This is a genomic window from Actinocorallia libanotica (assembly GCF_039525175.1).
GTDB classification, from domain to species: Bacteria; Actinomycetota; Actinomycetes; order Streptosporangiales; family Streptosporangiaceae; genus Actinocorallia; species Actinocorallia libanotica.
In genome coordinates this window covers 12,428-36,759 of sequence record NZ_BAAAHH010000010.1, presented here as the reverse complement: position 1 = coordinate 36,759, position 24,332 = coordinate 12,428, and the positions used below count along the sequence as shown (strand labels likewise).

Genomic DNA, 24,332 nt, shown 5'->3' with positions numbered 1-24,332 from the left:
CCGGCCGACCCGCGGCCCGCCGACCTCACGGAGTCATCGCCATGTCCTTCACCCCCGCCCCGGCGGGCCCGAGACCAACGACCACCCGAGCAGGCCGCGCAACTTCGGGCCGATCTTCGCCGCGCCGATGCCCACCATGCTGCTCGGCGCACTGAACCAGACCATCTTCACCGCCGCACCGCCGACGATCGTCGGGGAGTTCGACGGCCTGGAGCACATGGCGTGGATCGCCACCGCCCGCATCCTCGCCGCGACCATCGGCATGCCGCTCTACGGTCCGCAGCCCGATCTTCACCGTGGCGGCCCTGCTGGGCATTCTCCATCGGGCTCGGCGTGTTCGCGACCGTCGGCTACCTGCCCGGCCGCTCGTCGACCCCGGCGCTGGTCCGCTCTCTGCAGCCGGAGCCGCAGCCGCAGGAAATCGTCGTGCGCTCCTGCCAGGAGGCGCTCGTGCCGATCTTCCTCTACCCGACGCCGGTGTTCCTGATCGGTGTGGTGACGGCTTTCCTGCTGCCGGAGAAGCCGTCGGCCGACGGCGACGACCGGCACGCCGCGAACGCCGATGGGAACGTGAAGAAGCTCACTCCGGCCCTCTGACCTTCGAATTCGGACCCGAAATGTGCGCATTCCAGCGAGTGGCCCGGGTCCTCATCTTTTCGGGGAAAGGCATTTATGTAGGATGCATATTAAGTGCACCATGCACATGAAGGGCCTGTGCCACACAAGGCGCGCACGCGCTTCCCCCCGGTTGGAGCACCCTTGTCCTCGCCCTCCCCCCATGCCGAGCGCAGCGGCGCGATCGTCGCCGTCCTCGCCGGCGCCGGCATCACGGTCTCCCTGATGCAGACCCTGATCGTCCCGCTGATCGGCGAACTGCCCGTCCTGCTGGACACCACCGCCACCGACGCCTCCTGGACCCTCACCTCGACCCTGCTGGCCGGCGCGGTCGCCACCCCCGTCTTCGGCAGGCTCGGCGACCTCTACGGAAAACGCCGGCTCATGCTGGCCTGCGCCGCCCTGCTCACCCTCGGCTCCCTGATCTGCGCGCTGAGCAGCACACTGGTACCGGTCGTGGCCGGCCGCACCCTCCAGGGCTTCGGCCTGCCCCTCATCTCCCTGGGCATCAGCGTGATGCGCGACGTGCTGCCGCCCGAGCGGCTCGGCTCCGCGATGGCGCTGATGAGCTCCTCGCTGGGCGTCGGCGGCGCGATGGGCCTCCCCCTCGCCGCGGCCATCGCCCAGAGCGCCGACTGGCACGCCCTGTTCTGGCTGTCGTCGGCGGGCGGCGTGCTGATCGGCGTGCTGCTCCTGGCGGTCGTGCCCGAGTCCCCCGTCCGCGCCCGCAGCCGGTTCGACCTTCCCGGCACGATCGGGCTCGCCACCGGCCTGGTGTGCCTGCTGCTCGCCGTCACCAAGGGCCAGGACTGGGGCTGGACCAGCGGCACCGTCCTCGGGCTGCTCGCCGCCGCCCCGATCGTGTTCGCGGTGTGGGGGTTCTGGGAGCTGCGGACCGACGCGCCGCTGGTCGACCTGCGGGTCAGCGCGGGGCGGCAGGTCCTGGTCACCAACCTGGTCTCCGTCCTGATCGGGTTCTCCATGTACGCGATGTCGCTGGTCGTCATCCAGGTGCTGCAGCTGCCCGAGAGCACCGGCTACGGCATGGGGCAGACGATGATCCAGGCCGGCCTGTGGATGGCCCCCGGCGGACTGGTGATGATGGCGGTCTCCCCGCTGGCGGCCAGGCTCGTCGCCGCCCGGGGCCCGAAGATCGCGCTGACGCTCGGCGCGCTGGTCATCTCCGCCGGCTACGCCCTGGCCGCCCTCATCATGGACCGGCCCTGGCAGATGCTGCTCTTCACGATGCTGATCAGCGCCGGAGTCGGCCTGTCCTACGCCTCCATGCCCGCCCTCATCATGGGCGCGGTCCCCCTCACCGAGACCGCCGCCGCCAACGGGCTGAACTCCCTGGCCCGCTCCATCGGCACCTCCGTCTCCGCCTCGGTCGTCGGCGTCATCCTCGCCCACATGACCGTCCCCCTCGGCCCCGTCTCCGTTCCCTCCGAGGCCGGCTTCCGTACGGGCCTCGCCATCGGCGCCGTCTCCGCCCTCCTCGCGGCCCTCGTCTCCCTCGCCCTCCCCCCGCGGAAGTCGGCGCCCTCCCTCCTCCTCGAACCTCCCGTGAAGGCCGCCGCCTGACCCTCCGTCCCTCCCCGAACCTCCCATGAAGGCCACCACCTGACCCTCCGCGAGCCCGTCGCCTCCATAGGTGGCGGCGCGGCAGCTTCGCGAGTGGCAGGCAGAGCGACGGCCTCGCGGATAACAGGAAGAACGTCAGCTTCGCAAAGGTGGCGGGCGGAGCATCGGCTTCGCGGGCTGCAGGCCGAGCGGCGGCCTCGCAAAAGCGGCGGACGGAGCGGCGACTTCGCGAAGGCGGCAGGCGGAGCATCAGCTTCGCGGGGATGGCGGGCCGGGTAGCGACTTCGCGAAGATGGCAGACGGAGCATCAGCTTCGTGAAGGCGGCAGGCCGGGCAGCGGCTTCGCGGGGAAGGCAGGCCGGGCAGCGGCTTGGGGGGAAGGGCCGGCGGGGCGGCGGGGTCGTGGAGGGTGGGCGAAAAGTGCCGGTGCTGGGCCTTTGAACGGGCAGGAGCCGGTGTTAGCGTCACCCGCATGTTGCGAATGCGGACTCCTTCCCTGAGCGGTCGCCGGGTGCTCATCACCGGCGCGGCCCGCGGTATCGGCGCGGCCCTCGCCCGCCGCCTGCACCGGCGCGGAGCCCGCGTCCTGCTCACCGGGCTGGAACCGGAGCTGCTGGCCAAGGTCGCCGCCGAGTGCGGCGACGCCCCCTGGCTGCCCGCCGACGTCGCCGACCGCGCGGGGCTGGCCTCCGCCATCGACGACCTCGTCGAGACCGCCGGGGGCCTGGACGTCGTCGTCGCCAACGCCGGCATCGCCTGCCAGTGGCCCGTCCTCACCGGTGACCCGGCCGTGCTGGAGAAGACGCTCCAGGTCAACGTCCTGGGCACCTACAACACCCTGCGCGCCGCCGGACCGCACATCTCCCACCCGAGGGGCTACGCCCTCGCCGTCGCCTCCCTCGCCGCCGCCGTCCGCGCCCCGCTGCTGGGCGCCTACAGCTCCTCCAAGGCCGCGGTCGAGGCCCTGGGCGACACGCTGCGCGTCGAGCTCCAGCCCACCGGCGCCAAGGTCGGCGTCGCCTACTTCGCCGAGCTCGACACCGACATGACCCACCGGGGCTTCGACACCCGGGCCGTCTCCGCCATGCGCACCGGCGGCTCCACCTTCACCGGCGTCACCCCCCTCAAGGCCGGCATCGACGCCCTGGAGTCCGGCATCGCCTGGCGCTCCCGCCGCGTCTACGCCCCCCGCTGGGTCGGCCCCCTCCTCCCCGCCCGCGCCATCGCCCAGCGCGTCTTCGAACTCCTCATCGCCCCCTCCGTCCCCGAAGCCGTCCGCCTCGCCTCCGAAGAGCGCCCTCCTTTCACCACCCCCCAGCCCTGACCCCTTTCACCACCCCCAGCCCTGACCCCTCCGCCCCGGCCCGCCCTCCTTTCCAGCCCGGAGTCCGCCTTTCCGACCCGCCCGCCGGTCGGCCCCTCGCCACGCCCGGGGATCGTGGTGCGGGAGCGGGCGAGGGCTCCGTGCGGTGATCGGACGGTGTCCGCGCCTGCAATAGCATGAACGGCGGAAACGGGACTCTGTGGAGGGAATGGAATGTCGGGGAACGCGCGGCCGATCACGCTCATCGGGGAACCGGTCCTGCACCGGCCGCTCAAGGAGGTCACCGAGTTCGACCAGGCGCTGCGCGACCTGGCCGACGACATGTTCGCCAGCATGTACGAGGCGAACGGGGTGGGCCTGGCCGCCAACCAGATCGGCGTCGACCTGCGGATCTTCGTCTACGACTGCCAGGACGCCGAGGGCGCCCAGCACAAGGGCGTGGTGGTCAACCCGACCATCGAGTACCCCGACCACGACCGCGTCCTGGACAACGACTCCGAGGGCTGCCTGTCGGTCCCCGGCCCCTACGCCGACGTCGCCCGGGTCGCCCACGTGCACTGCAACGGCTTCGACCTCGACGGCAACCCCCTCAGCCTGCACGGAACCGGCCAGCTGGCCCGCTGCTTCCAGCACGAGACCGACCACCTCAACGGCAAGCTCTACGTCGACCGCCTCTCCACCAAGGCCCGCAAGCAGGTCCTCAAGGAATACGAGGCCCGCCGCACCAAGACCACCTGATCCCCGCACCCGCCCAGCACGGGACGACCTGACCGACCGCGCCAAGCCCACCCAGGGCAGGGCGTCCGGGGATCCCGGTCCGCCCGACGCAAAGGCGCCCTGACCACGCCCCGCTCATCGGGACGAGGTCCCCTGGCCTCGCTCGGCCCGCCCAGGACGGGAGGCGTCCCGACCGCACCCAGACCTACCCAAGGCCGGGGTCGAACCGGGGAACTCGATCCGCCCGGCACGAAGACGTCCTGACCGCGACCCACCCGCTCAGGACGGGAGGCGTCCTGAGCGCGCCCAGTCCGCCCAAGGCTGTCAACGCGGGGAGTTCGGTCCGCCCAAAGCGGGGGTCGGGGAGCCCGGTCCGCACAGAGGCGGGGTCGACCTGGGGTACTCAATGCACCCAGCACGGAGACACCCTGACCACGTTCCGCCCTCCCAGAGCGGAGCGCCCTGGCAACGCCTGGTCCTCCCAAGGCGGCCAACCCGGAGAGCTCGATCCGTCCAAGGCAGAGGGTCGGGCAACCAGGGAGCCCGGTCCGCACAGGGCTGGAGGTCGGGCAACCAGGGAGCCCGGTCCGTCCAAGGCAGGGGTCGGGCAGTCGGGGAGCTCGGTCCGCGCAGGGCTGGGGGTCAACCCGGGGAGAGGGAGTCGCGGAGCAGGACGGTGAGGCCGTCGAGCTGGGTGAGCGTCTGACCGAAGAGGGCTCGTGCCTCTTCCAGCTGTTCCAGGGCCGAGCCCAGTTCGGTGCGGTCGTCGGCAAGGAGGATCTCGGCGAAGAGCACGGAGGTGCTGGCCAGCAGGCCGGTGGCGGCGCCTCGGGCGGCGACGCCGGGGAGGGCGGTCAGCTCGCGGACGGTGCGCATGAGGCGTTTGAGCGCCACGGTGGAGCGCTGCTCTTCGGGGAGGACCGAGCGGTAGCCCTCGTCGAAGAGCGACCAGTCGCGGCAGCGGCCTCCGGAGCCGGCGGCCAGCTCCACCGCCGCCACCAGACGGCCCGCCAGGTAGGCCTGGTCCTCCGGCTGGGTGGGGAGGGGAGAGAGCTCCGGCTCCTCGGGACGCAGGAGAGCCAGTGCCTGCCGCGCCGCTCCGGGGTCGAACGCGAAACCGTGATCTGCCATCGGTGCTTCTCTTCCTTCGGGGTCTTCGTACGCGTCGACGATCAACGCGATCCATGCATCACATGGTGCGCCGCGCCTGCGCCTTCCAACGCACCGAATCAGATTCTGTGGATTCCGAAGCCGATGCCTCAGGCTTGCGGGCCGGGACATGCATCATTCGGGGCCGTTTTGTCCGACTTATCCCGTGGCTGGCCTGCCGCCGTCCTGTTCGTCAGCAGCCGCCAGAACCCGGCAACGCTCCGCCAAGCGTGCGTCCTTCTGGACGTGCGTCCTTCTGGAATCGTGCGATGTGCGTCAGCGCGCATTCGATTGCGGGCAGCACGCCGCCAAGCGTGTGTTCTTCTGGGGGTGGCGGGATTCTGTAGGGCAGGACTTCGGACCGGGAGAGCGTGAGCTGCCTGAAGGCGGATCGGTTCACGGGTGGAGGCCCGGCAGCGGACGGTGAGTGCTGATGACCTGTGGTTTTCGCCGGAGGGACGAGGACTGCGAGGGACCGACGGCCGTCAGGTCGACGTTATCCACATCAAGGGGAGACGGCATCGGGGCTCTCCGCGTCCGTCCTAGAGTGAGCGTTGTCCTGAAGGACGACGACTCACCGCCGGGGGCGGGGACATGGAGGAGAAGAAGTGCTGGAGATCGGACCGGAGATGCTCGCCTTCTGGCGGGAGCGGCACCTGTGCACCCTGACCACGATCAGGCCTGACGGGACGCCGCATGTGGTGCCGGTCGGCGTGACGCTCGATCCCGAGGCGGGGGTCGCTCGCATCATCTGCGACGGGGCTTCGCGCAAGGCCCGCAACGCCGGGCGGGAGGGGGCGCGGGCCGCGGTGTGCCAGGTCGACGGGAGCCGCTGGGCCACGCTGGAGGGAACGGCACGGGTCCTGCGCGATCCGGAATCCGTCGCGGACGCCGTCCGCCGCTACACCGAGCGCTACCGTCCGCCCCGGGAGAACCCGAACCGCGTGGTGATCGAGATCAAGATCACCCGTGTCCTCGGCAACGCCCGCGCGTTCGCACCGTCCTCCCGCTGACCGCCCTCCGCCACCCGGCCCTTGGCCGTAGCCCACCGCCGACCTACCGCCCGACCACCGTCACTCACCGTCCGCCGTCACCCACCCGCCCGTCTGCCGTCCGTCCGCCGTCACCCGCCCACCGTCGCTCATCGCTCCCCCGCTGCCCATGCGTCGTCACCCGTCGCTCGGCCACCGTCAGCCCGACACTCACCTGCCGCCCAGCGGCCGATGCCCATGGCTCAGCCGCCACTCGGCCACCAAAAATCCAGCGTTCGCCCGACTGACCGACCACCGTCGCCTACCAGCACACGCCCGCCATCCACCTACCGCCCGACCACCATCACCCCTCACTCACCCGTTACCCGGGCACCGTCACACACCGCTCCCCGCCGCCCGACCGCCGTCAATCCGACACTCGCCCGCCGCCCAGCGGTCGATGCCCATAGTCGCCCACCGCTCGGCCACCAAAAATCCAGCGTTCGCCCGACTGACCGACCACCGTCGCCTACCAGCACACGCCCGCCATCCACCTACCGCCCGACCACCATCACCCCTCACTCACCCGTTACCCGGGCACCGTCACACATCGCTCCCCGCCGCCCGACCGCCGTCAGCCCGACGCTCGCCTGCCGCCCAGTGATCGATGCCCATGGCTCAGCCGCCGCTCCGGCCATTGCTCGGCCGCCGAAATCCAACGCTTGCTCGGCCGCCGTCGGCCCATGGCCCGTCTGCTGCCCTACCGCTGTCAGCCCAGTGTCCACCTGCTGCCCGGTGGACGGCCTGCCTGGTGGACGGCGTCCTTGGCTCACCTGTCGTTCGGTCGCCGGGGCACGTGGGTCATCCGTCGACAGGTCGTCGACGGGCATGGCTCGTGCGTCGTTCGCCGCCTGGCCGTCGTCGCCTGTCGTCCGGTCGGCGTTCGGTCGGGCGGCGGTGGGGCGGGTGGGGTAAAGGGGGTCGTGGCTCACGCATGGAGTGGGGGGAATGCGGTTAGGGTTCTCGGTGTGACCACCGGTTCGGGAGTGCGAGGAGACCGCGCGTGAAGATCCGATTCGGCGTGGTGGCCGCCGCTGCGGTCACGTGGGCCTTTCGCGATGTGCCGGTCGCGGTGGGGGCGCTGGATCCGGGGGTGCGGGTGCGCCGTTCGCCGCACTACCGGGACGGGGCCTTTCACAATCTCGACGCGGGGGACGCGGCGCCGCCGGACACGCGGGTGGCCGCGCGGGAGATGCTGCGCAGGGAGCGGCGCAGGCCGCTGCTGCCGGTGCCGGTGGTGGCGCCGCGGTTCGGGCCGCCCGGCGAGCTGGAGGTCTGCTGGCTGGGGCACGGCACCTCGCTGGTGGACGTCGAGGGCAAGCGGGTGCTGTTCGATCCGGTGTTCTCCGAGCGGTGCTCGCCCAGCCGGCTGCTGGGGCCGCAGCGGGTGCATCCGGTGCCGGTGGCGGTGGCGGACCTGCCGAAGGTCGACGTGATCGCGATCTCGCACGACCACTACGACCATCTGGACCTGCCCTCGGTGAAGGCGCTGCTGCGCACGCAGACCGCCCCGTTCGTGGTGCCGCTGGGCGTCGGCGCCCACCTGGAGTACTGGGGGGTGCCGTCCTCGCGGATCATCGAGCTCGACTGGGACGAGTCCGCGGTCGTCGCCGGGCTGAAGGTCACCGCGACGCCCGCCCACCACTTCTCCGGCCGCGCCTTCGCCCGCAACCCGACGTTGTGGTGCTCCTTCGTGGTCGCGGGCGGCCGGCGCCGCCTCTACTACAGCGGAGACTCGGGGTATTTCTCCGGATACGCCCAGATCGGTGCCGCGCACGGCCCGTTCGACGTGACCCTCATGCAGGTCGGCGCCTACAGCCCGGCCTGGCCCGACATCCACATGACGCCGGAGGAGGGCCTGGCCGCCCACCGCGACCTGCGCGGCGACCTGTTCGTCCCGGTGCACTGGGGAACGTTCGTGCTCGCCCCCCACGCCTGGAACGACCCGCCGAACCGGGTCCGCGCCGAGGCCAAGGCGCTCGACCTGCGCGTGGCGATCCCCCGGCCCGGCGAGCGCGTCACCGTCGCCAGCCCGCCCGACCCCGACGGCTGGTGGGAGTCCCTCAGCTGACCCCCGGCTGAACACCCCGACCTCGACGACCGACGAGCGCCTTCAACCGAACACCACCACTCCCACACACGCCTTCAACCGAGCCTCCGGCCGAACACCGCGGCCTCAACGACCGACAGCGGCCTTCAGCCGGGCTCCAGTCCGGCACCGTGCTCCCCACAGCCGCGTGAAGAACCCCGCCCCGGCACCGCGGTGCCGGGGGGCGGGCTCAGCCCGGGTCGCGGTCGGATACCGGGACGCCGGTGGAGAGGGCCTCCTTCTGGGGGGCGCGGACCAGCAGGCAGGCCGCGGCGCCCATGAGGACCGCCACGATGGCGAAGGCCTGGGTGGGGCGGACGGCGTTGATGAGGGCGGTGCCGAAGACCTCCTCGGCCAGGGCGCGTACCTGCGGCGGGGCGTCGCCCGCCGCGGTCTGGTGGTTCGCGCCCAGTTCCAGGCCGCCCGCGGCGGCCCGGGACAGTCCCGCGACGAAGCCCTCGCGCAGGGGCTCGGGGAGTTCGCCGGACCGCTCCAGCGCGCCCGCCCGCAGTTCGGCGGCCATGCGGTTCTGCAGGATCGCCCCCGCCACGGTGCCGCCCAGCACCGAGCCGATCTGGCGGACGGTGTTGTTCACGCCGGAGGCCGATCCCGCCAGGGCCGGCGGGATCTCGCGCATCGCCTCGGTGGCCATCGGGGCGAACATGCAGCCGGTGCCCAGGCCCGCGACGAGCATCGGGGCGAGGAAGACCGTCCAGTGGGGGTCCAGGCCCAGCACCAGCGACAGCCAGGTCAGGCCCAGCGCGTACACCACCAGCCCGAACATCAGGATGCGCTTGCCGCCGATCCGGTCGGAGAGCCGCCCCGCGCCGGGCGCCACCACCATCGACACCACCGAGCAGGGTGCCAGCAGCAGGCCCGTCTTCAGCGCCGAGTAGCCCAGCACCGCCTGCAGGTACAGGGAGATCGGCAGGAACATCCCGATCATGCCGATGGACACGGTCAGGCCGACCATGCTGAGGACGGTGAAGTTGCGCCGCCGGAACAGCGTGAACGGCACGAGGGGCTCGGCGCCCTGGCGCCGCTTCTGCTGGAGCGCGAACGCCGCCAGGACCGCGGCCGAGGCCGCGAACGAGCCGAGGATCAGGCCGTTCCAGTCGTACCGCTCGCCCTCGGTGAGGGCGAAGGCGAGGAAGAACAGCCCGAGGGTGGCCAGGAGCACGCCCGTCAGGTCGAGGCGGTGTTCCCGCGAGTGCCGCACGTCCGGGATGAACGACCGCGCCATCACCAGGACCGCGATCCCGATCGGCACGTTGACGAAGAAGATCCACCGCCAGTCCAGCAGGGTGACCAGCACCCCGCCGACGGTCGGCCCCGCGATGGTGGCCAGTCCGGCGACGCTGCCCCAGATCCCCATCGCCGTGCCCCGCCGGTCCGGCGGGAAGGTGGCGATGATCAGGGCCATGGTCTGCGGCATGAGCAGCGCGGCGCCCAGGCCCTGCAGCAGCCGGGCGGCGATGAGCTGCCAGGGCTCCTGCGCCAGGCCGCACAGGAGCGAGGCGCCGGTGAAGACCGCCACGCCCAGCATGAACATCGGCCGCTGCCCGCGCAGGTCGCCCAGCCGGCCCGCGGTGATCAGCAGGACCGCCAGGACGAGGGTGTAGCCGTTGACCACCCACAGCACCTCGTCGAGGGAGGCGTCCAGGTGGTCGATCATGCCGGGGAGGGCGATGTTGACGATCGTCAGGTCCAGCAGGGTCATGAAGAAGCCCAGGGACAGTGTCACCAGGATCGCCCAGGGATTGCCGTGCCAGCGGCGCAGGGGGGAGGTCACGGCGGACGACGATACGCCATCGGCATGGTCAGTGATCCCGGATGCGCAGGCCCAGGGCCCCGGCGAGTTCCATGGCCTGGCGGGGGTCGATGACCGCCCCGTTGAGGCGGGTGCTGCGCGGGTCCATGGCCGACAGGTCGCTGCCGCGCAGATCGCAGTTGTCGAAGACGGCGCGGTCCAGGCGGGCGCCGGACAGGTCGCAGTCGCGGACGGCGCCGTCGACGAAGCGGGCGCCGCCCAGTTCGGCCTCGCGCAGGCGGACGCCGCGCAGGGAGCAGCCGCTGAGGTCGGCCTTGGCCAGGTCCACCGACGACCAGTCGCCGCCCTCGGCCCTGATCAGCCCGTAGTGGCACGCCTCGAACCTGCTCCCGGCGAACCGGCACCGCTCGAACGTGGCGTCGAAGAAGTCGCAGTTGACGAAGGTGCAGCCCGTGAACTCCGCCTCCTCGTGCGCCGAGGCGTTGAACCGCACGTCACGGAAGGTGCAGCCGAGGAAGGAGGCGCCCCTGTCGATCACCTCGGTCATGTCGTCCGCCACGAAGACCCGGCCCTCGAAGGTCTCCCCCGCTTGGATCTCCCTGCCGTTCCAGTCCATGGCCTCAGGGTACGTTCCGGCTGTTCGCGGCCGCGGGACCGGCCTACGATCAAGGGTATGGAAGCCGAGGACTGGGACCGCAAGTACGCCGCGAAAGAGCTGCTCTGGTCGGTCGAGCCGAACCGCTTCGCCGCCGAGGGGCTGGCGGGGCTGCCGCCGGGCCGGGCGCTGGACCTGGCCTGCGGCGAGGGCCGCAACGCGCTCTGGCTGGCCTCGCGCGGCTGGAAGGTCAGGGCCGTCGACTTCTCGCCGGTGGCCGTCGCCCGGGCTCGGGAGCTCGACCGGGAGGGCGCAGTCGAGTGGGAGGTCGCCGACCTGACCGCCTACCCCTTCCCGGTGGCCGCGGAGGACCTGGTGCTCGTCTCCTACCTGCACCTGCCGCCCGCGCAGATGCGGCCGGTGCTGGCGAACGCCGCCCGCGCCCTCGCCCCCGGCGGCACGTTCTTCTTCGTCGGGCACGACCTGGAGAACCTCGAGCACGGCACCGGCGGCCCCCAGGACCCGGACGTCCTGCACACGCCCGAGGCCGTCGCCGGCGCGCTGGACGGGCTGGAGGTCGTCCGGGCCGAACGCCTCACCCGCCCGGTCGGCGAGCGCACCGCCGTCGACACGCTCGTGGTGGCCAGGGCGCCGGCGGCCTAGAGCGCGCGCAGCCGCTGCCTGTCGGCGTCGGTGAGCGGCCGGTAGCGGCCGCCGGAGTCGCGGAAGTAGGCGGTCCCCGCGTCGGGGACGCCTTCTTCGCGCAGCGCCCGGGTGAGCAGCCGCGCGTACGCGCTGGTCTCGATCTCCTCGACGACGCGGATGAGGTCGGGGCCCTCGTCGGGGAAGGCGGCGGTGAAGTCCTCCGACGAGACCGGCGCGCGCAGCGTCACCGCGGCGGCCAGCAGCTCGAACCGGCCGACGGGGATGCCGTAGGCCACGGCCAGGTCGACACCCGGCACGTCACCGATGCGGTCGCGGACGGAGGCCGTCGGCACCATCCCCTGGGGCGTGCGGACGAGTTCGGAGGTGCGGCCGACCATCCAGTGGTCGCCGTCCTCGTCGCGCTGGAAGAGGTCGCCCGTGGCCACCCAGGAGTCCCCGGGCTCGAAGACGCCGCGCAGCGGGTCGGGGACGCCGCTGCCGCGAACCAGCAGCAGGCCCGTCTCCCCCGGTTCGCAGCGGACGGCGAACCCGTCCCTGCCGGGGACGATCAGCCCGCGGTCGAGGTCGTACCGCACGATGCGCGTCCGGGCGCTGCCCGGCAGGGGCCGGCCCAGCGAGCCGCGCTTCTTGCCGGTCAGGTTCACCAGCACCGCCCCGCCGGAGCCCGAGGCGTAGAACTCCAGGACGCGGGCGGGCTTGAACCGCGCCTCGATGCGCCGCCACAGCCCGCGCGGCATGCCGGAGCCGATGAACAGCCGCACCGAGTGGTGGCGCTCCCCCGGGTGCGGGGGCGCCTCGACCAGCCCGTGCAGCAGCGTCCAGGTGTAGGAGACGACGGTGACGCCGTATCTGCGCGCCTCCTCCCAGAACGTCGCCGGGTCGTAGGAGGTGGCCAGCGCCAGCCGGGCGCCGCCCGCGATCGCCCCGCCGAGGCTCATCAGCAGCGCGGACGGGTGCGACAGCGGGGCGAGGCTGTAGACGGTGTCGGCCGGGGTCAGCGCCGCCGACGAGGCGGTGCCGAACGCCGACAGCGCCCAGCGCCGGTTGGTGACGCGGCTGACCCGGGTGTCGTCGCCGGAGCCGGTGAACAGGATGAACGCCAGGTCCCCGGCGTGCCCGGGGTTGGGCTCGTACCAGCCGGGCAGCTCGACGCCGTGCGGGTCGACGCGCTCCAGGTCGGCCTGGCCGGACTCCCGCTCGCCGCCGCCCAGCAGGTGCACCTCGACGCCGTCGACGAGCCGGGCGTGCTCGGGGTCGGCGACGACCCGGGAGACCTGGCCCAGCGCCAGCTCCTGCGCCAGGTCGCCGTCGGGGCGCAGCAGCACCGCGACGGCGCCGAGCCGGTTCAGCGCCGCGACCAGCGCCAGCGCGCTGGGCCGGGTGCCCATGAGCACCCCGATGTGCTCGCCCTGGCGCACTCCGATGGAGATGAGGCCGCGCACGACGCCGTCGATGCGGCGCTTGGCGGCGGCGTGGGTGTGCGCCCGGTCCTCGAACAGGAAGAGGACGTCGCCGGGCGCGCGGCGGGCGTTCTCGTCCAGCAGCAGTCCCAGCGACACGCGGGTGTCGCCGGTGAGGCGCTCCAGGCGGGCCAGCCGGGGCAGCAGCTCGGCGGCCGCCTCCCCGAACTCCACGACGCCCCGGACCGCGGCGGCGGTGGTGCCGACGGCCGAGCGCACCGCGCCCGCCCCGACCTGGACGGCCAGCTCCATGCCGTAGGCGATCCGGCCTCCGCCGGGCTCCTCCTCGCGTACCGGGCCCACCTCCGGCGGCACCATGCCCTGCCCGGACCGCCAGTGCACCCAGCCCGCGACGACCGGCCAGGTGGACGCGGCGGCGTGCGCCCCGGCGACCAGCCCGAAGTGCCCGGTGCGCTGGCACGCCTCGTACACCTCGGCGCGCGGCGCGGCGCGGACGATGCCCCGCACCATGGGCGGCGGGGCGATCTCGTCGACCTCGCCGACGAAGGCGAGCACCGGGCAGTCGATGTCGGCCAGGGTCACCAGCCGGTCGCCGATGACGAAGCCGCCGCGCAGCATGCGGTTGTGCGCGACGAACTGGCGCAGGAAGTCGGCGAGGGCGGGGCCCGGCCATGCCGCCCAGCCCTCGCTCTGCATGAAGCGCCGCTGCCGCTCGCGGGGGGCGAGCACCTCGCGGTCGTGCAGCTGCAGCAGGAACTCCAGCCGGTTGCGGACGGACTTGGCGGGGCTGAGCGCCTGGAACGCCGAGCGGGTCACCCAGCCGGGGATGGACAGGCCGGGCAGGCCGGGGATGTCGCCGAGCAGGTCGACGAACGGGCGCCGCGGCACCCAGCCGGGCACCCCGAAGGGGTTGGCCGCGTCCAGGTCGGCGGGGCTGCCGAAGGTGATGAGCGACTCGACGCCCTCGCTGCGCCGGTAGGCGGCGGTCTGGTAGGCGAACATGCCGCCCTGGGAGTAGCCGGCGAGGTGCACGTCCCGGCCCGTGATCTCCCTGATGCGGTCGACGGCGTCGCTGACGGCCAGGACGTGGTCGGCCAGGGAGCGGCGCAGGCCGCCGGGCTCGCGTTCGGGCCTGCCGAAGTCGACGACCCAGGCGTCGAGCCCGAGGTCGTGCAGGACGGCGACCGCGCTGGCGGCGGGGGCGATGTCGTAGATCTCGGCGGTGAGCATCAGGGGCGGCACCAGCAGGACCGCGGGCCGCTCGCCCAGGGTGTCGGGGAAGTAGCGGCGCAGCCGGTAGACGGGCTGCTCGGCCACCACCTGGTGGGGCGAGGCCTCCTCGTCCGTGCGCAGCCCGCCGAAGCGGGCCACCTCCAGGGCGTTCTGGGCGGTCGCGCTCACGCCGCGAGCCAGCCTGTTCCCCAGACGGACGAGGTTCTTGGGCAGTGGTGCCGCCAGACGCTCCCTCACACCCGACATCGTCGTCGTTCGCGCGGCCCGGGTCAACGGGCGACGTGCCGGTGGAGGGTCGGTGACCAACCCCACACCCCGCTCTCGACCGTTGTTGATTCGCTGTCGAATAACGCCCTCTAGGCTCGGTGGCATGGCCTCCCCGACCGCCTGGAACCCGCCCCACCCCGCCCTCTTCGCGGCGCTGGACGTGGCGCTGGCCCCCGTACGGGCGCTGAACTCCCCCGTCTTCCACGGCATCGAGAACGTGCCGGAGCGGGGCCCCGCCCTGCTGGTGGGCAACCACACCGTGATGCCGCTGCTGGACGTGCCGGTGATGATGGCCGAGATCCGGGCGAGGCGCGGGGTGTGGATCCGCTCGGTGGCCGACCACGTCCACTGGCGGGTCCCGCTGTGGCGGGACGTCCTGAACCTCGGCGGCTGCGTCGACGGCACCCGCGAGAACTGCCGGGAGATGCTGGCCGCCGGCCAGACGGTGCTGATCTTCCCCGGCGGCGCGTACGAGGTGACCCGGTTCCACGGCCGCAAGTACCAGCTGGCCTGGCGGGAGCGGTTCGGCTTCGTGCGGCTGGCGATCGAGGCGGGCTGCCCGATCATCCCGTTCGGCGCGGTCGGCGCGGAGGACCAGTTCCCCCTCCTGGTGGGCTCCGAGCACTTCCTCCAGGCGCCGATGCGCGCCCTCAGCCGGCGCGTCCTGCGCCGCAACGACGAGCTGACCGTGCCCGTCATCGGCCTGGACCCGCGCCCCGAGCGCCTCTACTTCTCCTTCGGGGAGCCGATCGAGACGGCGCAGTGGGCCGGCTGCGCGGACGACGTCGTGGCGCTCACCCAGGCGCGCGACCTCGTCCGCAAGACGGTCGCGGGCCTGGTGGACGATCTGCTGGCCGAGCAGGCGGTGGATCCGGGACGCCGTCCGTGGGGAAGGCTGTTCACCAGACGGTGAGGCACCGCACAATCGGGTGACGACGCTACCCCCGGCTCGCAGGAGGCCCCATGGACCGCCCCGTCCCCCTGGTCATCGAACGGCACCCGCACGTCAGCTGGCGGGCCAGGGCGCTCGCCGCGGGGGTGCAGGCCGTGCTGACGCCCGCGATCCGGCGGATGCCCCAGGGGCCGATCGACTTCCACCGCGCCGCCTCCCTGGACCGGCTGGCCCGGCGCGCCCGCCCGCCGCGGGGCAGCCGTGTCGAGCGCGTCCGGCTGGAGGACTTCCACGCCGAGTGGGTGCACGGCCCGGGGGTCGGCCGCGACCGCTCCCGGGTGATCCTGTACTTCCACGGCGGCGGCTGGATCTCCTGCGGGCTCAACACCCACCGGCGCATGATCGCCCACCTGTCGGGCGCGGCGGGGATCCCCGCGCTGTCCGTCGCCTACCGGATGCTGCCCGAGGTCACCTTCGCCGAGGAGGCGCTGGACTGCCTGGCCGCCTACAGGTGGCTGCTGGAGCAGGGCGTGTCGCCGCGGGACATCGTGATGTCGGGTGACTCCGCCGGCGGGTACCTGACGTTCGCCACCGCGCTGCTGGCCCGCGAGGACGGGCTGCCGCTGCCGGCCGGCCTGATCGCCCTGTCCCCCATGCTCGACATGGACCTGGCCGCCAAGACCGCCCACCCGAACGCCGAGCTCGACCGGGTCAGCCTCCTGCCGCTGCTGGACGCCTTCGTCGCCGAGATCCTCGGCGGCCTGGACCCGCTGGACCCCAAGGTCTCCCCCGTGCGGGCCGACCTGCGCGGGCTCCCGCCGTCCTATCTGTGCTGCAGCTCCAGCGAGGTGCTGGCCTGCGACTCCGAGACGATGGCCGAGCGGCTCGCCGCCGCGGGCGTTCCCACGAGGCTGCAGACGTGGGCCGGGCAGCTGCACGTCTTCCAGATGTTCGGGTCGGCGCTGCCGGAGTCCAAGGCCGCCATCGCCACCTATGGTGAATGGACCCGCGACGCCCTGAGCAGGGCCCGCGAGAAGGAGCAGGCAGCCTGATGGACATCTTCGCCGACATGGCGGCCGAGGGCGAGGCACTGGACGCGCTCGTCGCCGGTCTCGCTCCCGAGCGGTGGGCGCTGCCCACCCCCGCCGAAGGCTGGACCATCGCCCACCAGATCACCCACCTGATGTGGACGGACCGGCAGGCCGCGCTGGCCGCCACCGACCCCGGGGCGTTCGTGGAGTCGCTGCGGCACGCCGCGCCCGACCTGGTGGAGCGGGGCGCCGACCCGTCGGCGTACCCGCCGGGCGGCCTGCTGGCGGCCTGGCGCAGGAGCCGCGCCGAGGTGGCCGAGGCGCTGCGCGCCGTCCCGCCCGGCGGCAGGGTGCCCTGGTTCGGACCGCCGATGGCCGCGCCCAGCATGGCCACGGCCCGGCTCATGGAGACGTGGGCGCACGGCCAGGACGTCGCCGACGCGCTGGGCGTGGTGCGCACGCCCACCGACCGGCTGCGGCACGTGGCGCACATCGCCATCCGGGCCCGGGACTACGCCTTCTCCGTGAACGGGCTGCCCGCGCCGAAGGAGCCGTTCCACATCGTCCTGGACTCCCCCTCCGGCGACCGGTGGAGCTGGGGCCCCTCCACCTCCGCCCAGAAGGTCACCGGCCCCGCGCTCGACTTCTGCCTGCTGGCGGTGCGCCGCCGCCACCGCGACGACGTGTCGGTGGCGGCGCGGGGCGCGGACGCCTCCCGCTGGCTCGGTCTCGTCCAGGCCTTCGCCGGCCCGCCCGGACCGGGAAGGCCGCCCGCCCAGGGGGCTCCCGCGGCGCCGAGTACGCACTGAGTCCCGAATTCCTGTAGGGTTAACAACGTCGCCACGGGGGAACCCGAAAGGCCGACAAGCGGAAGTGGCTCAGTGGTAGAGCATCACCTTGCCAAGGTGAGGGTCGCGGGTTCGAATCCCGTCTTCCGCTCGGAGAGGCCATCGCCTCGCGGTGGAGTGGCCGAGAGGCGAGGCAACGGCCTGCAAAGCCGTGTACACGGGTTCAAATCCCGTCTCCACCTCCACGGACGATTAGCTCAGCGGGAGAGCGCTTCCCTGACACGGAAGAGGTCACTGGTTCAATCCCAGTATCGTCCACCACCCGGACCGACCGGTCGGCGAACGCACTTCGTCGGCCGGTCGACCAGGGACACCGCGGGGAAGCCTTCCCCGCACGCGGAAGTGGCTCAGTGGTAGAGCATCACCTTGCCAAGGTGAGGGTCGCGGGTTCGAATCCCGTCTTCCGCTCCACGCCTCACACCGTCCGCCCGGGAAATTTTGCCCCGGGCGGATTCTTTTCGTCCCTCTGACGGGGAACGAGAACCGGCATGCCGGTCGCCTCCCCGTCCCACCGCTACGCCCCGGGCTACATCCTGCTGATGGGCACCGCGGCCGCGGTGGTCGTCCTGGCGGGACTGCGCGCGGTCTCCTCGATCGCGGGCCCGTTCTTCCTCGCGCTCGTCCTCACCGTCGCGGTCAGCCCGCTGCGCAACCGGCTCACGGGCCGGGGCCTGCCCACCCTGGTGGCCGCGCTGATCCCGCTGGTCGTGGTGCTGGCCGGCCTCGTGGCGATGGCGGTGGCACTGGCGCTGTCCGCGGCGCGGCTGGCGGCGCTGATCCCCGGCTACACCGAGGAGCTCACGCGCAACGCCGACGAGGCCATCGGGCTGCTGACCCGGTTCGGCGTCACCCCGGCCGAGGCGCAGAAGTTCGTGTCGGGCTTCGACCTCGGCCGGCTGCTGCCCCTCATCCAGTCGTTCATGAACGGCCTGGTGGGCGCCCTGTCGTCGGTGCTCCTGGTGGTGATCCTGCTCTACGGGATGAGCCTGGACGCGCTGGGGTTCGGCCGCGCGCTGGAGCGCCTCTCCGACGACCGGCCGGAGCTGGTGGCGGCGCTGCGCGAGTACGCCCACGGCGCCTACCGCTACCTGATGGTCACCACGGTGTTCGGGCTGATCGTCGCGGTCCTGGACGTGGGCGTGCTGGCCTGGCTGGGGGTGCCCGCCCCGCTGGTGTGGGGCCTGCTGTCGTTCATCACCAACTACATCCCCAACGTCGGCTTCGTCATCGGCCTGGTGCCCCCGGCGCTGCTGGCCTGGCTGGAGTCCGGCTGGGCCGACGCGGTGTGGGTGATCGTGCTCTACTCGGTGATCAACTTCGTGCTGCAGTCGCTGGTGCAGCCCAAGTACGCGGGCGACACGGTGGGCCTGTCCCTCACCGCCACCCTGGTGTCCCTGGTGGTGTGGAGCCTGGTCATCGGCCCGCTCGGCGCGATCCTGGCGGTCCCGCTCAGCGCACTGACCCTGGCGATCTTCGTCGACCCCGACCCGGGCAAGCGCTGGCTGCGCCCCCTCCTCTCCGGGCGCTGAGGCGGCCGCGAGATGGGAAACGCGCGCACCCTGCTGCTCCTGACGCTCCCGGCGTTCGTCGTCGGCGTCGCCTCCAGCCTGCTCCTCATCGGGATCAGCAGGCCGGCCGAGGCCCTCTCGCACCTCCTGTGGCTCCACGACTCCCCGTGGTGGACGCTGCTCCTGCTCACCTTGGGCGGCCTGCTCACCGGCCTCATCCTCTGGAAGGTGCCCGGCCATGGAGGGCCCGACCCCGCCACCGAGGGGCTGGTCGCCCCGCCGGTGCCGCTCACGGCCGTCCCGGGCATCCTGCTCGCCCTGTCGGTGACCCTGGCCTTCGGCGTCAGCCTCGGTCCGGAGAACCCCACCATCCTGGCGAACGTGGCGCTGGCCACCGCCCTGGGACACAGGTTCCTCCCCCGCGTGCCCGACCGGGCCTGGACGGCGTTCGCCCTCGCCGGGACGATCGGCGCGCTGTTCGGCACCCCGGTCGCCGCGGCCCTGCTGCTGTCGGAGTTCTCCTCCGGCGACGAGACGCCGCTGTGGGACCGGCTCGTCGCCCCGCTGGCGGCCGCGGCGGCGGGGGCGCTCACCACCCACCTGGTCGCCCCGGACCAGACGTTCACCCTGGCGCTGCCCGCCTACCGGGGATTCCAGCCGATCGACCTCGTGTCCGGCTCGGTGATCGCCGCGGCGGGCTGCGCGCTCGGCCTCTGCGCCGTCTACGCGCTTCCGCGCCTCCACCGCTCCGCCCACCGGATCGGCCGTCCGGTCGTCCTGCTGACCCTGGGCGGCGCGGTCCTCGGCGTGCTCGGGATGATCGGCGGGCCGATCACCCTGTTCAAGGGCCTGGAGCAGATGCAGGAGCTGGCCCGGGAGCGGACGGCCTTCGACGCCCCCGGACTCCTGCTCATCGTCGCGGTCAAGCTCGTCGCGCTGGTCGTCGCCGTCGCCGTGGGGTTCCGGGGCGGGCGGATCTTCCCCTCGGTCTTCCTGGGGGTGGCCCTGGGGCTGCTGGCCGTCGCGCTGGTGCCCGCGGTGCCCCCCGTCCTGGCCGCGGCCTGCGCCGCGATGGGCGTCTGCGTGGCGGTCTCGCGCAGCGGGTGGCTGAGCCTGTTCATCGGCGCGGCGCTGGCCGGCGGCGCGGAGCTGCTGCCCGTCCTGTGCGTGGCGATCCTGCCCGCCTGGCTGCTGGCCACCGGACGGCCGGAGATGAGGGTCGAGGCGGTTGCCTCCCCCGACCCCGGGTAGATCAGGTTCACCGGCCGCAGGGGGGCGGCCGCGGAACGTTCGGGGGACGACATGGGCAGTCTCATCGCGATCGCCTACCCGGAGGCGGCGACCGCGCTGAAGATGCGCGACCGGCTCGTCGGCATGCGCAGGCGGCACCTGCTCCAGGTGGCCGACGCCGCGGTGGTGGAGAAACGCCGCGACGGGACGGTGCGGCTCCACCAGGTGCACGGCGCGGACATCGGCGCCTCTTGGGGGCTGCTGTGGGGCAGCCTGATCGGGCTGCTGTTCTTCGTTCCGCTGCTGGGCGCCGCACTGGAGGCGGGGGCGAGTCCCGCGGCCGGCGCGCTGAACGAGCAGGGCGTCGACGAGCGGTTCGTCAAGGAACTGGGCGCCGCGCTGCGGACCGGGGGCGCCCTGCTGTTCCTGCTGCTGGTCCAGCAGACGCCGGAGCAGGTGCTGCCGGAGATCGCCGAGTACGGCGGCGAGGTCGTCAGCACGTCGTTGAGCCCGCTGCAGGAGACGCACCTGCGCGAGGCCTTCCAGGCGGCGCGCAGCACCTGAGCCGTGCGCCGCGCTCACTGCTGCCGCGGCGGCCCGGCGTTGACGATGAACGAGATGGCCGTGGTGACGATGATCAGGTCGAAGACCATCTGGATCGACACCACGGCCCGCACGCCCGGCCCGACCGGGGTGATGTCGCCGTACCCGACGGTGCACAGCGTGGACACCGTGAAGTACAGGGAGTCCATCCGGGTCTCCAGCCCGGCGAAGTGCTCGGCGTTGGCGTAGTAGATCAGGGCGAAGAACACCACCACCAGGTTCACCGCGCCCAGCAGCGGGGCGAGCCGCTCCAGCGGCAGGCGGCCGCGGCGCAGGCTCCGGCGGACCTGGACCACCAGCACCAGGGTCACCAGCGCCAGCGCGGCGACCAGGAGCAGGACCCGCAGCAGCGGCGGGTCCCGCACGAGGTCGTGCCGGCTCAGCGGCACCAGGAAGTAGAAGAGGCCGAAGGCCGCGGTCCCCGCCGTCATCTCGGCCCAGCACCGCAGGCGCCGCCTCGCGAGCGGGCTCACCGGTCGGGTTCGGACCGGGCCAGGGCGTCGACCGCCACGGCCGTCGCCAGGACCAGCGGGACGTCGAACCCCTCGCCGACGTCCACGGTGTAGGTGTCGCGCAGGCGCAGCCACCTGCGGGAGACCGCGGCGACGCGGGCTCCGTCGGAGTCGCGGTCGATCTCGTACTCCTTGCCGATGAGGTCGCCGGTGGCGGTCCACTCCTCGCCGCCGGCGAGGTCGACGTCGAACCGGTCGCGCACGAGCTTGACCTTCCGGCGGATCCGGGCGACGGCGGCGCCGTCCCGTTCGACGACCATGGTCTCGCGCAGCGCGACGATCTTCCGCCTGATCTCCAGGAGCACCTCGCCGGTGTCGTCCTTCAGCTCGTACGTCTGGCGGACGCGCAGCGTCTTGCCGTCGAGCAGGAACGGCCGCCCGCCCTGCTCGTCCTCGATCCAGGAGTCGTCACCGATCGAGAACGCCTTGTCCTGTACGCGGTACCGCATGGCCGGGCTCCGTTCCTCGCTGCCCGGAGCCCTACCCCTCCCGCTCGCCGAAGGCTGCCAAACGATGCCGAACTGTCGGCGACCATCGGGCAAAAGCCGGGGCTCAGCCCGTGCGGACGGCGTCCAGGGCCAGGGCGAGCAGCACCACGTCGCGCGGCTCGTCCAGCTTGCGGGAGGTGACCTGCTCCAGTCGGCGCAGCCGGTTGAGGACGGTGTTGCGGTGGCAGTACAGCCGGCGTGCCGCCTCGGTGGTGGAGCCGACCTCCAGCCAGCAGGCGAGCGTGTCCAGCAGCGCGGACATCTCGTGCTCGGGCAGCGCCAGCAGCCCGGACATGATCTGGCGGCGCAGCAGCTCGGCCAGGTCGGGCGAGGCCAGCACGAACGAGCGGACCAGGTGGTCGTCCAGGGCGATGACGCCGCGGTCGGCGGGGCGGCGGCCGGCCAGCGCGGTCTCGGCCAGCCGGCGGGCGAAGCAGAGCGAGGACAGGCCGCGCACCCGCGGGCTGAGCCCGATCGGCCCCTCCAGCTCGGCCTCCAGCGCGGGGGAGAGCCGCGCGGTGTCCGCGCCGCGCGTGACGACCACCGCGATGTCGCCGTCGGCGCCGGGCGACCAGAGCACGCGCGAGCCGTCCAGGACCTCGGGGTGGCGGAACGCCCCGCCGCGCGCGGGGCGGGCGTAGCGGGTGACCGCGACGGCGTACCAGCCGTCCTCCTCCAGGCCCAGCGCGTCGCGGACGGCGTCGACCAGCACCGGGTCGGGTTCGTCCGCCTCCAGGAGGCGGCCCAGCAGCATCCTGGCCCGCTCGTCCTGGAAGCGGCGCTGCTCGGCCTGGGCCTGGCGGTAGGCCTCGGCGGCGGCGTCGGCCTGCCGCTCGATGCCCGCCCAGACGTGCATGCTGCTGCGCATGAGGAGGTCGAGCCGGCCCGGGGACTCCTCGCGCACGGTCTGCACCAGCTCGTCCCACACCAGCTGGACCGAGAGGTGGTAGGCCTTCACCAGCTCGTCCAGCGGGACGCCCTGCGCGGCGCGGCGGCGGCCGGTGCGCGCGGCCTGGGCCAGTTCGCGCCGTTCGGGGCCCGGTTCGGGGATGGTGGCCAGGCCGTAGGTCAGCCCGAGCCGCACCGACTCCAGCTGCTCGGCCTCGGGCACCAGCCTGGCGCTGGAGGGGCAGGACGTGCGGATCCTGGCCAGGAGCCGGGTGGCGAGCGCGGGGACGTCCGAGGACAGCCGCCTGGCCGCCGAACCCACGACCTCCCGGTGGGTGTCGTCCCGCTCGATGAGACCGAGTACGCCCAACGTGACCTCCCTCAACCGGTCTACCAGCTTGCCCAGAGGGAAGACCGTCGCGCAAGACCTCCCCAAGAGTAATCGACAAGTCACCTTAAGTATCATCAGAAGGGATACCGGAAGGGGGGCCGGACGCTGAAGTCGATCCAGGGGCGCTACACCCTGCTGGTCACCGTGCTGGCCGCGCTGCTCTTCCTGCTGGCGGCCACGGCCGCCGACCAGTTCATCCGCTATTCGCTGGAACGGGACAACTACCAGGAGCTCCAGCGGACCTCCCTGAACTGGGCCTCCCGCTACCGGGAGGGCACGCTCCCGGCCCGCATCCCCACCGAGGAGAGCGACCCGAGCATCGTCCAGGTGGTCAACGTCGGAGGCGAGGTGCTGGGGACGAGCGAGAGCGACCCCGGGCGCCCGCTCAGCACCCTGCGGCCCCCGCTCGGGAACCGCGTCGAGAACTTCATCCAGTGCCGCACCGAAAACGACTGCCTGATGATCTCGGCGGTCCGGGCGGAGGCGGCCGAGAACTCCGTCGTCGTCTACACCGCGCGGTCGGCGCCCGCCCTGCTCACCGGCCACACGCTGGAGTACACCCTCCTGCTGCTGTGCCTCCCCCTGCTCGCGCTCTTCTCCTGGGTCACCTGGGTGATGACGGGCAGGACCCTGCGCCCGGTCGAGGAGATCAGGGCGCGCATCGCCGAGATCACCGCCTCCGACCTGGGCCTGCGGGTGCCCGTCCCCACCTCCTCCAGGGAGTTCGCCGCGCTGGCGACCACCTCCAACGACACGCTCTCGCGGCTGGAAAAGTCGGTGGAGGAGCAGCGGCGGTTCGCCTCCGACGTCGCCCACGAGCTGCGCAATCCGATCGCGGGCCTCAGCCTCCAGCTGGAGGAGGCGCTGATGGACCGCGAGGACACCGATCCCTGGCCGGTGATCGAGTCGTCCCTGACCGCCGCCGAGCGGCTCTCGGCGATCGTCGACGACCTGCTGACCATCGCGCGGCTGCAGTCCAGGTCCCCGAAGATGGAGCCGATCGACCTGGGCGACCTCGCGACCGCCCGGGCGCTGAACTATCCGCAGATCAGGGTGGAGGCCGAACCGGGAGTGCTGGTGGTGGGCAACCGGATCAGGCTGACCCGGCTGCTGGCCAACCTCCTGAACAACGCCGTCCGCCACGCCGACTCCCGGATCGAGGTCGAGGTGCGGCGGGAGGGCGACCTGGCGCTGCTGGCGGTCACCGACGACGGCGCCGGAGTGGCCGAGGCCGACCGGGAGAAGATCTTCGAGCGGTTCGTCCGGCTGGAGGAGAGCAAGGAGCGCGACCCCGGCGGGACGGGGCTGGGCCTCTCCATCTCCCGGGAGATCGCCGAGGAGCACGGCGGCGGCCTCGTCCTCGCCGACAGCGACCGGGGGGCCCGTTTCGAGCTGCGCCTGCCGCTGCTCGACACCTCCGACCCGGCGGAACGTGAGGCGGATCACCCGCCCCGAGAGTGACGTCCCGCCCCTTCCTGGCGC

General features: G+C 72.8%; 22 protein-coding genes and 4 tRNA genes. 18 read left to right on the top strand and 8 right to left on the bottom strand.

The genetic code is table 11. The features are described 5' to 3' along the window. Nucleotides 1-48: 48 nt before the first annotated feature. Entirely contained in the window at nucleotides 49-264 is a 216-nt protein-coding gene (locus ABD140_RS14540; protein WP_344240912.1) for a hypothetical protein, read from the bottom strand. 69 nt (nucleotides 265-333) lie between these two features. On the opposite strand from ABD140_RS14540, the gene ABD140_RS14535 reads away from it, so the two are divergent. The 4 genes from ABD140_RS14535 to def all read left to right on the top strand — a co-directional run bounded on the left by ABD140_RS14535 (nucleotide 334) and on the right by def (nucleotide 4,258). Further along, nucleotides 334-597: a hypothetical protein gene (locus tag ABD140_RS14535; RefSeq protein ID WP_344240910.1), complete on the top strand. Its 264-nt coding sequence runs from the start codon at nucleotides 334-336 to the stop codon at nucleotides 595-597. Between the two features lie 162 nt (nucleotides 598-759). Further along, complete coding sequence (locus tag ABD140_RS14530) at nucleotides 760-2,196, top strand: MFS transporter (protein ID WP_344240908.1); 1,437 nt, start codon at nucleotides 760-762, stop codon at nucleotides 2,194-2,196. Between the two features lie 481 nt (nucleotides 2,197-2,677). Continuing rightward, nucleotides 2,678-3,520, top strand: a complete 843-nt coding sequence (locus ABD140_RS14525; protein ID WP_344240906.1) for an SDR family NAD(P)-dependent oxidoreductase — start codon at nucleotides 2,678-2,680, stop codon at nucleotides 3,518-3,520. A 213-nt stretch (nucleotides 3,521-3,733) separates the two neighbouring features. Beyond that, nucleotides 3,734-4,258: a peptide deformylase gene (def, locus tag ABD140_RS14520; protein ID WP_344240904.1), complete on the top strand. Its 525-nt coding sequence runs from the start codon at nucleotides 3,734-3,736 to the stop codon at nucleotides 4,256-4,258. A 621-nt stretch (nucleotides 4,259-4,879) separates the two neighbouring features. On the opposite strand, the gene ABD140_RS14515 is transcribed toward def, so the two are convergent. After that, nucleotides 4,880-5,368, bottom strand: coding sequence for a hypothetical protein (locus tag ABD140_RS14515; RefSeq protein WP_344240902.1), 489 nt, complete (start codon nucleotides 5,366-5,368; stop codon nucleotides 4,880-4,882). A 647-nt stretch (nucleotides 5,369-6,015) separates the two neighbouring features. Here ABD140_RS14515 and ABD140_RS14510 point away from each other — a divergent pair. Beyond that, nucleotides 6,016-6,399, top strand: a complete 384-nt coding sequence (locus tag ABD140_RS14510) for a pyridoxamine 5'-phosphate oxidase family protein (protein WP_344241229.1) — start codon at nucleotides 6,016-6,018, stop codon at nucleotides 6,397-6,399. A 1,021-nt stretch (nucleotides 6,400-7,420) separates the two neighbouring features. After that, a complete protein-coding gene (locus tag ABD140_RS14505; RefSeq protein WP_344240900.1) occupies nucleotides 7,421-8,488 on the top strand; it encodes an MBL fold metallo-hydrolase in 1,068 nt (355 codons plus the stop codon). Between the two features lie 208 nt (nucleotides 8,489-8,696). Here the strand turns inward: ABD140_RS14505 and ABD140_RS14500 are convergent, their stop codons facing one another. Together ABD140_RS14500 and ABD140_RS14495 are read right to left on the bottom strand one after the other, a co-directional pair. Continuing rightward, entirely contained in the window at nucleotides 8,697-10,298 is a 1,602-nt protein-coding gene (locus ABD140_RS14500; RefSeq protein ID WP_344240898.1) for an MFS transporter, read from the bottom strand. Between the two features lie 28 nt (nucleotides 10,299-10,326). Beyond that, nucleotides 10,327-10,893: a pentapeptide repeat-containing protein gene (locus ABD140_RS14495; protein ID WP_344240896.1), complete on the bottom strand. Its 567-nt coding sequence runs from the start codon at nucleotides 10,891-10,893 to the stop codon at nucleotides 10,327-10,329. 57 nt (nucleotides 10,894-10,950) lie between these two features. Here ABD140_RS14495 and ABD140_RS14490 point away from each other — a divergent pair, with 57 nt between their 5' ends. After that, a complete protein-coding gene (locus tag ABD140_RS14490; RefSeq protein ID WP_344240894.1) occupies nucleotides 10,951-11,535 on the top strand; it encodes a class I SAM-dependent methyltransferase in 585 nt (194 codons plus the stop codon). Here ABD140_RS14490 and ABD140_RS14485 read toward each other — a convergent pair. After that, nucleotides 11,532-14,429 (bottom strand): AMP-binding protein, encoded by a 2,898-nt coding sequence (locus tag ABD140_RS14485; RefSeq protein ID WP_344240892.1) that lies wholly within the window; start codon nucleotides 14,427-14,429, stop codon nucleotides 11,532-11,534. The genes ABD140_RS14490 and ABD140_RS14485 overlap by 4 nt on opposite strands. Before the next feature lie 133 nt (nucleotides 14,430-14,562). Here ABD140_RS14485 and ABD140_RS14480 point away from each other — a divergent pair, with 133 nt between their 5' ends. The 10 genes from ABD140_RS14480 to ABD140_RS14435 all read left to right on the top strand — a co-directional run bounded on the left by ABD140_RS14480 (nucleotide 14,563) and on the right by ABD140_RS14435 (nucleotide 20,532). Further along, on the top strand, nucleotides 14,563-15,372 hold the full coding sequence (locus ABD140_RS14480; protein WP_344240890.1) for a lysophospholipid acyltransferase family protein: 810 nt from the start codon (nucleotides 14,563-14,565) through the stop codon (nucleotides 15,370-15,372). A gap of 50 nt (nucleotides 15,373-15,422) precedes the next feature. Continuing rightward, entirely contained in the window at nucleotides 15,423-16,403 is a 981-nt protein-coding gene (locus tag ABD140_RS14475; protein ID WP_344240888.1) for an alpha/beta hydrolase, read from the top strand. Continuing rightward, on the top strand, nucleotides 16,403-17,191 hold the full coding sequence (locus ABD140_RS14470) for a TIGR03084 family metal-binding protein (protein WP_344240886.1): 789 nt from the start codon (nucleotides 16,403-16,405) through the stop codon (nucleotides 17,189-17,191). Before ABD140_RS14475 ends, ABD140_RS14470 begins: the two co-directional genes overlap by 1 nt. Before the next feature lie 58 nt (nucleotides 17,192-17,249). Further along, nucleotides 17,250-17,321: transfer RNA gene (locus ABD140_RS14465), tRNA-Gly, on the top strand. A 20-nt stretch (nucleotides 17,322-17,341) separates the two neighbouring features. Next, nucleotides 17,342-17,415 (top strand) — tRNA-Cys (locus ABD140_RS14460). 1 nt (nucleotide 17,416) lies between these two features. Continuing rightward, nucleotides 17,417-17,491: transfer RNA gene (locus ABD140_RS14455), tRNA-Val, on the top strand. Nucleotides 17,492-17,566: 75 nt separating this feature from the next. Continuing rightward, nucleotides 17,567-17,641, top strand: a tRNA-Gly gene (locus ABD140_RS14450). A 77-nt stretch (nucleotides 17,642-17,718) separates the two neighbouring features. Beyond that, nucleotides 17,719-18,759 (top strand): AI-2E family transporter, encoded by a 1,041-nt coding sequence (locus tag ABD140_RS14445; protein ID WP_344240884.1) that lies wholly within the window; start codon nucleotides 17,719-17,721, stop codon nucleotides 18,757-18,759. A gap of 12 nt (nucleotides 18,760-18,771) precedes the next feature. After that, on the top strand, nucleotides 18,772-19,989 hold the full coding sequence (locus ABD140_RS14440) for an ion channel protein (RefSeq protein ID WP_344240882.1): 1,218 nt from the start codon (nucleotides 18,772-18,774) through the stop codon (nucleotides 19,987-19,989). A 51-nt stretch (nucleotides 19,990-20,040) separates the two neighbouring features. Next, complete coding sequence (locus ABD140_RS14435; RefSeq protein WP_344240880.1) at nucleotides 20,041-20,532, top strand: DUF1269 domain-containing protein; 492 nt, start codon at nucleotides 20,041-20,043, stop codon at nucleotides 20,530-20,532. 14 nt (nucleotides 20,533-20,546) lie between these two features. Here ABD140_RS14435 and ABD140_RS14430 read toward each other — a convergent pair whose 3' ends face one another. The 3 genes from ABD140_RS14430 to ABD140_RS14420 all read right to left on the bottom strand — a co-directional run bounded on the left by ABD140_RS14430 (nucleotide 20,547) and on the right by ABD140_RS14420 (nucleotide 22,829). Continuing rightward, a complete protein-coding gene (locus tag ABD140_RS14430) occupies nucleotides 20,547-21,002 on the bottom strand; it encodes a potassium channel family protein (protein WP_344240878.1) in 456 nt (151 codons plus the stop codon). 38 nt (nucleotides 21,003-21,040) lie between these two features. Next, nucleotides 21,041-21,532 (bottom strand): LURP-one-related/scramblase family protein, encoded by a 492-nt coding sequence (locus ABD140_RS14425; protein ID WP_344240876.1) that lies wholly within the window; start codon nucleotides 21,530-21,532, stop codon nucleotides 21,041-21,043. A gap of 103 nt (nucleotides 21,533-21,635) precedes the next feature. Beyond that, entirely contained in the window at nucleotides 21,636-22,829 is a 1,194-nt protein-coding gene (locus ABD140_RS14420; protein WP_344240874.1) for a PucR family transcriptional regulator, read from the bottom strand. A gap of 165 nt (nucleotides 22,830-22,994) precedes the next feature. Here ABD140_RS14420 and ABD140_RS14415 point away from each other — a divergent pair, with 165 nt between their 5' ends. After that, complete coding sequence (locus ABD140_RS14415) at nucleotides 22,995-24,311, top strand: sensor histidine kinase (RefSeq protein ID WP_344240872.1); 1,317 nt, start codon at nucleotides 22,995-22,997, stop codon at nucleotides 24,309-24,311. The last annotated feature ends 21 nt before the right edge of the window (nucleotides 24,312-24,332 follow it).